Annotated in this window: 10 protein-coding genes; 7 read left to right on the forward strand and 3 right to left on the reverse strand. The window is 50.0% G+C overall.

The window, feature by feature from the left end:
* The first annotated feature begins 16 nt into the window (after positions 1-16).
* The 6 genes from H7F15_RS06365 (at position 17) to hrpB (ending at position 9,602) form a co-directional block, all read left to right on the forward strand.
* A complete protein-coding gene (locus H7F15_RS06365) occupies positions 17-1,954 on the forward strand; it encodes a KUP/HAK/KT family potassium transporter (RefSeq protein WP_185196124.1) in 1,938 nt (645 codons plus the stop codon).
* A gap of 10 nt (positions 1,955-1,964) precedes the next feature.
* Positions 1,965-3,059 (forward strand): lysylphosphatidylglycerol synthase transmembrane domain-containing protein, encoded by a 1,095-nt coding sequence (locus H7F15_RS06370; RefSeq protein ID WP_185196125.1) that lies wholly within the window; start codon positions 1,965-1,967, stop codon positions 3,057-3,059.
* Positions 3,060-3,074: 15 nt separating this feature from the next.
* Positions 3,075-4,811: an amino acid permease gene (locus tag H7F15_RS06375; protein ID WP_185196126.1), complete on the forward strand. Its 1,737-nt coding sequence runs from the start codon at positions 3,075-3,077 to the stop codon at positions 4,809-4,811.
* 24 nt (positions 4,812-4,835) lie between these two features.
* Entirely contained in the window at positions 4,836-5,195 is a 360-nt protein-coding gene (locus tag H7F15_RS06380) for a hypothetical protein (RefSeq protein WP_185196127.1), read from the forward strand.
* 109 nt (positions 5,196-5,304) lie between these two features.
* Positions 5,305-6,798, forward strand: coding sequence for an amino acid permease (locus H7F15_RS06385; protein WP_185196128.1), 1,494 nt, complete (start codon positions 5,305-5,307; stop codon positions 6,796-6,798).
* A 206-nt stretch (positions 6,799-7,004) separates the two neighbouring features.
* Entirely contained in the window at positions 7,005-9,602 is a 2,598-nt protein-coding gene (gene hrpB, locus H7F15_RS06390) for an ATP-dependent helicase HrpB (RefSeq protein WP_255481120.1), read from the forward strand.
* 69 nt (positions 9,603-9,671) lie between these two features.
* Here the strand turns inward: hrpB and rnk are convergent, their stop codons facing one another.
* On the reverse strand, positions 9,672-10,076 hold the full coding sequence (rnk, locus tag H7F15_RS06395; protein WP_185196129.1) for a nucleoside diphosphate kinase regulator: 405 nt from the start codon (positions 10,074-10,076) through the stop codon (positions 9,672-9,674).
* Positions 10,077-10,082: 6 nt separating this feature from the next.
* Positions 10,083-11,645: an FMN-binding glutamate synthase family protein gene (locus H7F15_RS06400; protein ID WP_185196130.1), complete on the reverse strand. Its 1,563-nt coding sequence runs from the start codon at positions 11,643-11,645 to the stop codon at positions 10,083-10,085.
* Positions 11,646-12,190: 545 nt separating this feature from the next.
* Here H7F15_RS06400 and H7F15_RS06405 point away from each other — a divergent pair.
* Entirely contained in the window at positions 12,191-12,472 is a 282-nt protein-coding gene (locus H7F15_RS06405; RefSeq protein WP_185196131.1) for a hypothetical protein, read from the forward strand.
* A 79-nt stretch (positions 12,473-12,551) separates the two neighbouring features.
* Here H7F15_RS06405 and H7F15_RS06410 read toward each other — a convergent pair whose 3' ends face one another.
* Positions 12,552-13,229 carry a hypothetical protein gene (locus tag H7F15_RS06410; RefSeq protein ID WP_185196132.1) on the reverse strand — a complete coding sequence of 226 codons (678 nt, stop codon included), beginning with the start codon at positions 13,227-13,229 and terminating at the stop codon, positions 12,552-12,554.
* Positions 13,230-13,561 lie beyond the last annotated feature (332 nt).

Consider the following 13,561-nt stretch of genomic DNA (forward strand, 5'->3'; position numbering starts at 1 on the left):
TTTTATACAACCATTAATGAGTAGTATTTCAAAGACCAGCGCCGCTTCTACGGCCGGTGTTTTAATTTCGCTGGGCATCATTTACGGAGACATCGGCACATCGCCGCTCTACGTAATGAAGGCCATTTTAGGGGAAGATCCTGTGTCGGCCATACTGGTATACGGTGGTATTTCCTGCGTTTTCTGGACCCTGACGCTACAGACAACTATAAAGTATGTGCTGCTCACCCTCCAGGCCGACAACAAAGGCGAGGGCGGTATTCTGACACTTTATACACTGATACGTCGACGGGCACCCTGGCTTATAGTTCCGGCCATGATCGGGGGCGCTGCCTTGCTGGCCGATGGCATCATTACACCGCCTATTTCTGTGTCGTCTGCCATCGAAGGGCTCCGCATACTGAACCCGGATATCCCGACGGTTCCGATCGTTATCACCATCCTGACAATCATTTTCCTGATGCAGAGTTTTGGTACCGAGATCGTGGGAAAAGCCTTCGGACCTATCATGCTGATCTGGTTTACCATGCTGGGTACCCTGGGTGCGTTGTCGCTGATCGAGCATCCGGAGATCCTGCGGGCCGTGAACCCTGTTTACGCCTATAACCTGCTGGTTAACTACCCGGATGGTTTCTGGGTGCTGGGAGCTGTTTTCCTGTGCACCACAGGCGCCGAAGCACTGTACTCTGACTTGGGCCATTGCGGCCGGCCGAACATACGCCTGAGTTGGGGATTTGTAAAACTTTGCCTGCTGCTGAATTACTTCGGTCAGGGTGCCTGGTTAATGACCATGGAAGGCAGTATTCTACGCGAGAACCCTTTCTTTGGCATTATGCCATCCTGGTTCCTGCTTATCGGTATTGCCATTGCAACTATAGCAGCTATTATTGCCTCCCAGGCACTTATTTCGGGCTCGTTCACGCTTATATCTGAAGCCATACGCCTGAACCTGTGGCCCCGCGTAAAACTGGTATACCCTACCAACCAGAAAGGACAACTGTATGTACCGAGTATAAACTGGCTACTATGGCTGGGGTGCGTAGGTGCAGTGTTGTACTTCCGCGAATCAGAGCACATGGAGGCAGCTTATGGGATGGCCATCACCATGTCGATGCTGTCCACCACTATCCTGATGAGCTATTACCTGCACATCAAGTTCAGATCCTGGCTGCTGGTTGCCCTGTTTTTTATAGTTTATTTCACCATCGAGTCGTCTTTTATGATAGCCAACCTGAGCAAGTTCACGCAGGGAGGCTGGGTGTCGCTGATGATTGCCTGTGTGTTGCTGCTGGTGATGTATACCTGGATAAAAGCCTTTTACATTAAGCGTAGCCTGACCGAGTACGTGCGCCTGAAAGATTACCTGCCGGCCCTGAAAGAACTGAGCGCCGACGATACTATCCCGAAATATACCACCCACCTGGTGTTTATGACCAGTGCGCCCAAACCACGGGATGTGGAGTCCAAAGTAATCTACTCCATCTTCCAGAAAAGGCCAAAGCGTGCCGATATTTACTGGTTTGTACACGTGGAGACAACCGACGAGCCTTATACCACCGAGTATAAAGTAAAGCAACTGGAAGGCGGCCACGTGATCCGTATCGATTTTAAACTGGGCTTCAGGGTAGAGCAGCGCATTAACATGTTTTTCCGGAAAGTGGTGGAAGAACTGGTAGCCAACGGCGAAGTGGATATTACCAGCCGTTACGACTCGCTGAGCAAACAGAACCTGATCGGCGACTTCCGGTTTGTGGTGCTCGAGAAATTCCTGTCCTACGAGAACGACCTGCCTTTTATAAACCGCCTGATCATGGAGTGGTACTTTAATATAAAGAAGTTTGCCATTTCAGAAAGCCGCTGGTTCGGGCTGGATACCAGCTCCGTAAAAGTAGAGAAAGTGCCCCTGGTTATCAGGCCGGTGCAGTTGCCGGAGCTGAAACGCATTACAGCTTAACTATAGCATTATGGCTTTAACCAAAGAAAAGCTTCAGAAAAAATTCTCGGCACGCCGTATTCTGCTGCCCATCCTGATAGGTTTGAGTGTGGTGGGCTACATGCTTTACCAGAACTATGAGCCCGGGCAATTGCAAACCCTGCTGCATGCGAACCTTTTCTGGGCGGGCATGGCGTTGCTGGTGCTTTTTGTACGCGACTTTGGTTATATGTACCGCATCCGCTATATCACAGAAAAGGCCCTCCACTGGAAGCAAAGCTTTAATGTGATCATGCTTTGGGAGTTTGCCTCTTGCGCGCTGCCTTCGGTGGTGGGTGGCTCTACGATAGCTGCTTTTATCCTGTTTAAAGAAAAGATACAGCTGGGCAAAGCCATAGCCCAGGTAATGGTAACAGCCATGCTCGATAACCTGTACTTTGTGCTGGCGGTGCCGGTAGTTATCTTGTTGGCTGGCAACGAGCTTATTCCAACAATAGCCGGTATCAGCGATACGTTGCGCAACAGTCTGACTATAGCGTTTGCGATCTCTTACCTGCTGATCGCCATATACGCGTTTACCATGTTCTATGCGCTGTTCATTAACCCGAGGGCTGTTAAACGCCTGATGATACGCATAGGACAGGTACGGCTTTTCCACCGCTGGAGAGTTCCGTTATTTCAGCATGCCAACGAGCTCCTGATCGCTTCCAAGCACCTCAAAACCAAAAACACCGCTTACTGGATGCACGCCAGCATTTCCACCTTCTTTGTGTGGACGGCCCGATACATTATTATAGGCTGCCTGATAGCGGCTTTTGCAAACCTCAGTTTTTCGGACCATGTGCTCATTTTCTCCCGTAACCTGATTTACAAGATCGTATTATTTGTGTCGGTTACGCCGGGTGGGGCGGGTTTTGCAGAGCTGGCTTTTCCGGCTTTTTTCGGGGCATTCATTGGTAGCTTCACAACAATTATTATCTTGCTGTACCGCTTGCTTACCTACTACCTGTATTTGCTCATCGGGGCCATTGTTTTTCCGCGCTGGGCGGCAAGGGTATTCAGTAAAGAAGCGGCAGACGATAACACTGACACCTTAAAACAACCTACCCATCAGCAGATGGCTTAACGACACCCTTACTACATGAGTCAATTTTTACGGAATATTACGCGCCGCAAAAGCGGAACTGCCTTACTTGCCGATTACGAATCTGACCACAACATACAGGGTACCAACCTGGTACGCACCCTTCGCCTGAAAGACCTTGTCTCTTTTGGTATTGCCGCTATCATTGGCGCCGGTATTTTCAGCACCATCGGTAATGCCAGTGCCGCCGGCGGGCCGGGTGTGTCGCTCCTTTTCATATTTACTGCTATTGCCTGCGGCTTCTCGGCCTTATGCTATGCCCAGTTTGCATCCTCCATACCGGTTTCGGGCAGCGCTTATACGTATGCCTATGCCTCGTTTGGCGAGTTGGTTGCCTGGATCATCGGCTGGGACTTGTTGATGGAATATGCTATTGGTAACATTGCGGTGGCAATCTCGTGGTCCGATTACTTTACAGCCGTGCTGTCCGGGGTTGGCCTGGGGATGCCGGAATACCTGACCATGGATTTTCTGAGTGCCTCGCGCGGTTTTGCAGAAGCCACCAAATTAATGGCTGAGGGCCAGGTCCTAACGGATATGCCGACTTATTTGCAGGAAGCTTACCTGGCCTGGCTGAATGCCCCTACCCTGGGCAGCATAAAACTGGTAGCCGACATTCCGGCGCTTGGCATCACGTTCCTGATCACATACCTGGTATATATCGGCATTAAAGAATCGAAGCGTACGGCCAATTTGCTGGTGCTGCTCAAGCTTATCGTTATCCTCCTGGTTATAGTTGTCGGTGCTTTTTATGTGAATCCGGGTAACTGGTCTCCGTTTGCACCCAATGGCATTTCCGGTATTCTGAAAGGGGTATCGGCCGTTTTCTTTGCCTATATCGGTTTTGACGCCATCTCAACGACTGCCGAAGAATGTGAAAATCCGCAGCGCGACCTGCCCCGCGCCATGATCCTGGCTCTTGTGATCTGTACCACCTTGTATGTGATACTGGCGCTGGTGCTTACCGGTATGGTTCCGTATAACGAGCTGGCTGTCGGCGACCCGTTAGCCTACGTTTTCTCCAGAGTAAACCTGGATGTGATGGCCGGTATAGTGGCGGTTAGCGCTATAATTGCCATGGCCAGTGTACTGCTGGTTTTCCAGTATGGTCAGCCACGTATCTGGATGAGCATGAGCCGTGATGGCCTGTTGCCAAAGATCTTCTCGAGCATCCATCCGAAATATAAAACACCGTGGTTTGCAACTATAGTTACCGGATTTGTGGTAGCCGTGCCTGCCCTGTTCATGAACCTGACCGAAGTAACTGACCTGACCAGCATAGGTACGCTGTTTGCCTTTGTGCTGGTGTGCGGCGGTATTCTGGTAATGGAAGAAAAGCAGAAACAGACTGCAGAAGCGCATACAGGCTTCCGGGTACCTTATATAAATGCTAAATACACGCTGCCACTAATCCTGGCCCTTATCGCCACCCTCATCTTTGTGTACAGCCCTCAGACTATAACCAATTTATTCAGTACCGAAGGTGGCTGGGAGGAATTTCAGCATAAGCTGCCCTTGTTAGGCTTTTTAATTATTACGGCTGTGATGCTGGTAGTTTCGATCACCCGCGACCTGTCGCTGATACCGGTGCTTGGCCTGCTGACCAACCTGTACCTGATGACAGAACTGGGTATCACGAACTGGACCCGTTTTCTGGCGTGGCTGGTGCTGGGGCTGATCCTGTATTTTGCGTACGGCTACCACAACAGTAAACTAAAGAAACACCAACTATAGGCATTCCTTTCCTGTTCGAGTAGAATGAAAAAGACGCAAAATGTAGTTACTCTCCTGCTGTTATGGCTGTGGGTGGCTATGTTTTGCTTTTCTGTTTCGCTTACCCTCCAGGAGCATCAGGCAGTAATACCTGTGTCGTTTGCATCTGCTCTACAGGATAACGAACAGCTGAACTCTATAGAAAAAGGCACACCGGTAGCCTGGACAGAGCAATCTGCCCCGACAACGGTCACCTGCTCCCTCGAATCAGCTTTACAACTTTACAACTTCATACGCTGGGCCGCACAACCCGTACAACTATCCCCTGACCTGAAACCGGTAAATGGGGCACTTGCTTTTGCCTGCGCTACCATCTACTTCCGGATTCTCCCGAACGGCCCTTAGCTATAGTTTAGTTTAGACCGCCTGCGCTGCTTTTTACCGGGCAGCCCAGCCATTGCCTGCCTGTTTCTGTACAGGCACCTCTCATCTATAACTAAACTTTACACACCAAATGTCAAAACATTTCTTCGCGACAAAATCTGTCGAAAAACTGATCCGGGAATCAGAAGGGGGTGAACATACCCTGAAGCGAACCCTGTCGGCCACTAACCTTACCATGCTGGGCATCGGCGCTATTATAGGTGCCGGTATATTTGTACTTACCGGTACGGCTGCAGCCAATGCCGCGGGACCTGCCATTGTGATTTCCTTTATTATAGCCGGACTGGGCTGTTTATTTGCCGGCCTGTGCTATGCCGAATTTGCCTCCATGATACCTGTAGCCGGAAGCGCCTATACCTACGGCTATGCCACCCTGGGAGAATTCCTGGCCTGGATCATTGGCTGGGACCTTATTCTGGAATACCTGTTCAGTGCGGCAACGGTAGCCGTGGGCTGGAGCGGTAACTTTGTAAGCCTTCTCCGATCGCTTGGTATCGAGATTCCGGCTATTGTTGCCAGTGCACCACTTGCGTACGATGGTACCACCATCACGGCCACCGGCACATTGGTAAACTTACCGGCTGTTGTGCTGATACTTGTGCTTACTGCCCTGCTGGTAGTTGGTATACAGGAGTCTGCCAAGCTGAACAACCTGATCGTGGTTGTAAAAATCGCCATTGTGTTGCTGGTGATCCTTTTCGGGTTCCAGTATGTGAATGCCGAGAACTGGGATCCGTTTATACCGGCTATGGAAATACTGCCAAACGGCAGCACCCGCTTCGGCTGGAGTGGTATTGTGCAGGGAGCGGCCATCGTGTTCTTCTCCTACATCGGTTTTGATGCCGTTAGTACGGCCGCGCAGGAAGCCAAAAATCCGCAGCGCGACATGCCGATCGGTATGCTCACCTCCCTGGGTATCTGCACACTGCTTTATGTACTGATGTCGCTGGTGCTTACCGGATTAACCTCTTACGAGAACCTGAACGTGCCGGACCCGGTACTGGTAGCGCTGACAGCAGCAGGCCCTGCGCTTAAGTGGCTTTACTTCTTTACGGGTATTGGTGCTGTGGCAGGTCTGGCATCGGTGGTGCTGGTAATGCTGATGGGGCAGCCCCGTATCTTCTTCGCCATGTCGCGCGATGGCCTGTTACCGGGTCTGTTCGGAAAGGTGCATCCGCGTTTCGGAACGCCACACGTGGCCACCATTATTACCGGTGTTATTGCGGCAGCTATTGCAGGCATCTTCCCGATCGGTTTGCTGGGCGAACTGGTGAGTATTGGTACCCTGCTGGCTTTCGTGATCGTATGCGGTGGCATTATTATGCTGCGCCGTACCAGCCCTGACCTGAAGCGACCGTTCAAGACGCCGTTGGTGCCGCTTGTTCCAATTCTGGGGATCCTAATCTGTGGCTACATGATGCTAAACCTGGGTTTCGATACCTGGATGCGCCTGATCATCTGGATGGCCATTGGTATAGTGATCTACTTAAGTTATGGCCGCAAGCACAGCAAGCTACGTAAGCAGAACGAGGCCGAGGAAGCGACAAAAGTAAAAGTAGGCTAACCTCAAACTATAGTTTCTACTGAATCATGGGAATGCTGGAGTTATTCATTTTCCTGTTTGGCTTAACCCTGCTCACGTTTTATTACCGCTATGCCAGCAGAAAGAAGAAATAAAAAACAACTATAGCTGAAAGGCAACTCCCCGAAGAACCCACCTGGTAAAAACAGGTGGGTTCTTTCTTTTTACCAAGCCAACAAACTATAGCTTTGTCGCGCATATTTCAGAACTTTGCACCTATGGCTACTGCTGACCTGTTCCCTGTTTTACCTGACCTGCCCGTAAAGGAAGCCCTGCCCCGACTGCTGGACGCACTGGAAACAAACAACCGTGTTGTACTGGAGGCACCTCCCGGAGCCGGCAAAACCACGCTTGTACCCCTTGCCCTACTGCAGGCCAGCTGGCGAAATGAGGAGAAGATACTGGTACTGGAGCCCCGCCGATTAGCTACGCGCGGAGCCGCACAACGCATGTCGGACCTGCTGGGCGAGCCACTGGGGCAAACAGTTGGCTATTGGGTGCGGATGGAGCATGTGGTATCTGCAAAGACCAAAATAGAAGTAGTTACAGAAGGCATCCTTACCCGCCTGCTGCAGGACGATCCGGCACTGGAAGGCGTTGCTGCTATTATTTTCGACGAGTTTCATGAGCGTAACCTGCAGGCGGATCTGGGACTGGCGCTGGCACTGGATGCACAGGCAGTCCTGCGCCCTGACCTTCGGATCGTAGTGATGAGTGCCACCCTGGATGCAGCCGGTATCAGCAATTGGTTAAAAGCACCTGTTATTACAAGTGAGGGCCGCCAGTTTCCCGTAGAGACGCATTATCTCCCGCAAGCCGAAGTTGCCGCTGCCGGTAATCGGCCTGCCGAACGCCTCATGAGCCTTGTTCCTAAAGCTATCCGGAAAGCGCTAACAGAGGAACCTGAAGGCGATATACTGGTATTTTTACCCGGTATGGGCGAAATGCGACGGGTAGCCACGCAACTGGAAGGAAAACTGGCACAACTGGAAGGAAAACTGGCACCAACTATAGATCTGCACCTGTTGCACGGCGATCTGCAGTTAGCGAAACAAATGGCTGCTATACAACCCGCCCCGGCAGGGAGGCGCAAAATAGTATTAGCCACCAGTATTGCCGAGACCAGCTTAACGATAGAAGGCGTAAAAATTGTGATTGATGGCGGCTTTTCGCGGGTGCCCCGTTTTGTGCCCCGTACCGGCCTTACCACGCTGGCAACTATAGCTGCATCCAAAGCAGCTGCCGACCAGCGGCGTGGACGGGCCGGACGCCTGGGGCCGGGCGTTTGTTACCGCCTGTGGTCTGCTGCCGACCAACTACAGCTCCCCGACCGACAATTACCAGAAATTTGCGAAGCTGACCTAACCGGGCTGGCGCTGGAACTGGCAATATGGGGAGTAAAGAATGCTGCGGACCTGCAATGGCTTGATATACCGCCTGCCGCGGCCATCTCGCTCGCCCGCGACCTGTTGCTGCGCCTGGAAGCCATAGATGCTGCAGGAAATGCCACTGCCCACGGAAAAGCACTGGCCTCCTTAGGCTTGTCGCCGAGGCTGGGACATCTGGTGATACGGGGACGTGAATTTGGATTTGGAGCAACTGCCTGTGCGCTGGCTGCGCTTCTGTCTGAAAAAGATATACTAAAGCAACTGGAAACAGGCCGCGGCCAGGTACTGCCCGACCTGTCGCTTAGGCTGGAGATACTGAATGGCAAGCGGCCACCTATACCCGGGTTTGTGCTGGATGAAAATGCGTTGCGGCGTGTAAAAGAGCAGGCCCGGAACCTGATGCAGCGCACGCGCACTACTACCGAAACGATAAAACCGGAAGTGGCCGGCCTGCTAACCGCCCTCGCCTACCCCGACCGTATTGCCCAGCGCGAAACTTCTGGCAGAGTACGCCTGATTACAGGCCAACGGGCAGCATTGCCCACCGAGCTCTTCAGCGAAGCAACTTTTTACGGAATTGCCCACCTCGAAACCGGAAACCAGGCCCGCGTACTGCTGGCAGTAACTTTAGATAAAGCAGAACTGTTAGCGCATTTTGCAGAACAGCTGGAAGAATTTGATGAAGTAAAGTTTGATGAAACCACAGGCCGTGTTATTGCCCGGAAAATCACCCGCCTGGGTGCTCTCGTTTTGCAGAAAACCAGCCAGCCCAATCCGGATAGCGGGCAGATAGCAGCCAAACTATTACAGGCCTTGCAGGAAAAGGGAATTGAGAAACTGCCATGGTCTGATCAGGCTATCAGCACACGACAGCGTTTGTCCTTTCTGCATCAGCTGCAACCGCAACAATGGCCTGATGTATCGGATAGTACCCTGACAGAAACGATGGAAACGTGGCTGTTGCCGCATTTAGCCGGATTACGAACTATAGATCAGGTGGGCAGGCTGGACTTTAAGGAAATATTGCTTTCGGAACTGACCTGGGAACAGCGACAGGAAATGGACCGGCTTGCGCCTACACATTTGCAGGTACCCAGTGGCTCCCGCATTGCCCTTGATTACACAGACCCAACCACCCCGGTTCTTGCCGTGCGTCTGCAGGAAATATTCGGGATGCTGGATACGCCACGTATAGGCGGCGGTAAGGTACCATTGCTTATTCTCCTGTTGTCGCCGGCATCACGCCCTGTGCAGGTTACCCGCGACCTTCGCAGTTTCTGGGCAAACGGCTATTTTGAGGTGCGCAAAGACCTGCGCGGCCGCTACCCTAAACACCACTGGCCTGAAAACCCGCTGGAGGCCGCCCCGACCCGCGGTACCAAGAAACGCCCGCTATAAGCTATAAAAGCCAAAACCACCCGTAAAAGGTGGTTTTGGCTTCAGCAGCTATAGTATGTAGCAGCGCAACTATAGAAACAGATCGCCGGCAGCTTCAGGCTGGTACAGGATCTCTTCAATCACATAGTTCAGTTTCCCCTTCGGCGCAGGCCATTCTATTTCGTCGCCCACTTTGCAGCCTAAAATGGCAGTGGCCACCGGAGCCAGCACCGATATTTTACGGCTGTTCAGGTCAGCGTCCTTCGGGTAAACAACCGTTATCTCCATTGTTCCGTTGCTCTTCAGATCTTTCAGGCGTACCAGCGAATTCATGGTCACCACATTTTTAGGAATCTCCTCCGATGCCACTACTTTGGCTCGTTTCAGTTCCTGGCATAAACCTTCTACGGCGGCAGCACCACCGCTCTGGCGTTGCACCTGCACTAAACTATGCAGGCGTTCGTAGTCCTTTTCGGTTAAATAGATCGTATTCATTTTCGTTCAGTTTAGTATGAGTTGTCGTTCTTTGGTCAGCAGGTTTCCGGCATCGGCAGCATCAAAGTACAGTTCCTTAAAGCTCATCGTCTTACCGGACTCTACCCTTCTGAAGATCTTATCCGGCGTAATACTGCTTAAACCACCAAAGCCACAAGCCTCCATCACTTCTATAGTTGATTTAATGGTATTGCCATGGAAGTTAGCCACACGTACCCGCTTATCAGCAACATCCAACCCTTTATAAAGGTTTTCGTCCTGGGTGGCAATACCTACCGGGCAACGGCCCGAATCACACTGCAGCGCCTGGATGCAACCTAAGGCAAACATCATTCCGCGCGCACTATAGCATATATCTGCCCCCAACGAGATCGCCTTGATAATATCCACACCGGTAATGATCTTACCAGCCGCTATTACTTTCACTTCGTCGCGCAGTTTATACTTCTGCAACATCAGCTGTACAAAGGCAAGGGCATCATAAAGCGGCATTCCCAGGCTGTCGGTAAACTCAAGTGGCGCTGCACCGGTGCCACCTTCGGCACCATCAATGGTTATAAAGTCAGGATAGATCTGGTTGTGCATCATCTCCTGGCACAGACGCTCGAACTCCTGCTTATTACCAATACATAACTTTATACCGATAGGTTTGCCTTTTGATAAGATTCTTAACTTCTCGATAAACAACAGCATCGTAAACTGGTCCTGGAAAGCAGAGTGGCCCGGAGGCGACGCAACAGTTGTATGCGGCTCTACTTTACGGATGGCAGCGATCTCAGGCGTGTTTTTGGCAGCCGGTAGTATACCACCGTGCCCTGGTTTTGCGCCCTGCGATAGTTTTATTTCCACCATCTTAATGTTCGGGTGCGCTACCTGCTCTTCAAACAGCTCTTCCGAAAAATTACCTTTGCTGTCGCGGCAACCAAAGTAACCCGTACCGATCTGCCAGATAAGGTCGCCACCGCCCTCAATATGGAAGGGGCTGACACCACCTTCGCCGGTGTTATGCGCAAAACCACCCAGTTTAGCGCCGGCGCTCAGGGCCGTAACAGCCGTTTTGCTCAGCGAGCCATAGCTCATAGCCGAAATGTTATAGATGCTGGCACTGTACGGTTGCTTGCAGCGCGAGCCACCCACCATCACGCGCATGTCTTCGGTTTTTACCTCCACCGGAAACATGGTGTGCGCTATCCATTCAAATCCGTTCTCCTGGCTGTTGGTCTGCATACCAAAAGGCACGGTCTGGCGTACGTTTTTGGCTCGTTGATAAACGATAGACCGCTGCCGGCGGCTGAACGGTTTCCCATCCAGGTCCGACTCGAAGAAATACTGGCGCATTTCGGGGCGGATGCTCTCGAAAAAGTAACGCAGGTACCCCAACAGCGGATAATTGCGCAGGATAGAATGATTTGGCTGCCGGATGTTGTGCCAGTACAGGATCTGCAGCGGCACTAGGGGCACCAACAACAACAGGTAAGCGGTATTCTGATAACTTAAATATGCTACTAATGCAAAAAGGGCAGCAAGGACAACTGCCAAGAATTGCCTTACGCTAAGCTTGGTTAACATAACAGTTTTATAAAATAAGATTAAAGGGATTTGGCTGGTGAAGCACTAACAGAAATAACTCCTGTTTATTGCATGCACCGACTCAGGCGCTTTATCGGGGCCGGAAAAAGGAAAGGTTCCGGCTTACTTGTTAAAGTCTTTTGGAGTGGAAAAAAAGTGAAGGCAATAGCCGATCAGCTTATCACTCAGGGAAAGGTGATGAGATGTTGCGACAAACCCGGTTAACGGCATCTGTAAGGAACAGTAATGTCTGCTAAGTGGCTGCAAATTAATCTCTCTTAAGCGGTTCAAAGTAAACAGTTACTTCTGTTAAAAACAACAAATTTCAGTCGCTTTATACGGTGTATCTGTCAAAAGTAGTTGCAACTACCTGTTTGCACCTATAAAGGCATGCCTTTTAAGGACATAAACAAACTATAGCCGGCAAAGTTTCCGTAATTGTATAATTCTGTTTTTCAGGGGATGACGAGCAATTTGGTAAACCTTAAAGCGCTTAATTCGTTTTTTTAGAGCAACGTACATTTAATCATTAACAAAATATAACTATGGAAGCACAAGAATTGAAAAACAAAGCTGACAGAATGAACCCTGAACATAGAGAAGGACCTGTGGCAAGAACCATTGAAGAATATACCGCCAAACTGCCATCAGACCTGTTCCTGTGGTCTGCGTTAGGCTGTATGGCCATATCAGCTACGCTTAAGATCATGAAGAAAGACGACGAAGCCTTGTTTGTAGGCCAGTGGCCTGCTCCTTTCCTGATCCTGGGCTTATACAACAAGCTGGTAAAAGTAGAAGGACACGACAAACGCGACAGAGGCAGATAAGCTAACCGCAGTTAAATTCATAATAAAAACACCCCGGCCAGTTTTGGCCGGGGTGTTTTTATGTAGAGGGAGTTTGTTATTAGTTGACGTTGGTTGCCATCTCGTAGAAGCGCAACTGTAATATTTTCAAGCCATTGTTGTCATAGCTCCAGTAATAATCTTCCAGTCTGTCGTCAAATAATGGGTAACGCTCAGTGTCCCCGTCATTGTCCAGGTCAGCATAAATATAGAGGAGGTCTTTGGATACGTTTGTAAAAGATGATTTCCCTTTGCTTCTGACAGAAACCAAACTCTCTGTGCTGCATACATCCTCACCGGACATAGGGTCGTAGGCACAAGTGCTCATGGTTGAACTGCCACCTGGCTTACCTAAGGCACGAGCCCAAACAGAATATTCTGTAATGCCATCATTATCCGGGTCAGGGTTAGGCAGTTGGAACTTCGCCCCGTTACTGTCAGTGCCGTTTGCATCTAATACCTGGTACGTATCACCTTCGGCAAGCAGAATTTTTGTATTGCCTTCCAGACTTACAAAAATACGGTGACCGCTGTTGCCATCCATAGTTGCAGTTTTGCCTTTTGATACGCCAATAATGTTCAGGTTGTAGTGCGAACCACTTGGGGCGCCATTACCAGTTGCCAGCGCTGCAGTGCTTGCGCTTAAATCTGCTGATGGGGTAACGTCCTGATCATCAGAACAACCTACTGTGAACATTGCCGGAATTACCAGCAGACCGAAAAGTTTTACTTTTCTCATGATTGTTAGAGGGGTTTAAGTTAAAAATATATTTACTTTGGGCTTGTACCCCCCGTAAAATCATCAGGTTTCATTATTTATTTTCATTAATTATAGATATAGTACAATTAAATATACGTATTTATTTCCAGCTCTTGTGTTAAGCGGTATAACACTGATTATTTATTGCACTGCTTTATATTATTAATTTTTTAATAATTTTTTTAACATAATTAAACTACCTGCATAAGCAATTCATTGTGACAGTTAAAAATATATAACTATAAGAATATCAATACCTTACAATATCATCTGATCTTTAACCTTTTGAATTGCTATACAATTTAAAAATG

This window comes from Pontibacter sp. Tf4 (assembly GCF_014212495.1).
In the GTDB taxonomy this organism is placed as follows: Bacteria; Bacteroidota; Bacteroidia; order Cytophagales; family Hymenobacteraceae; genus Pontibacter.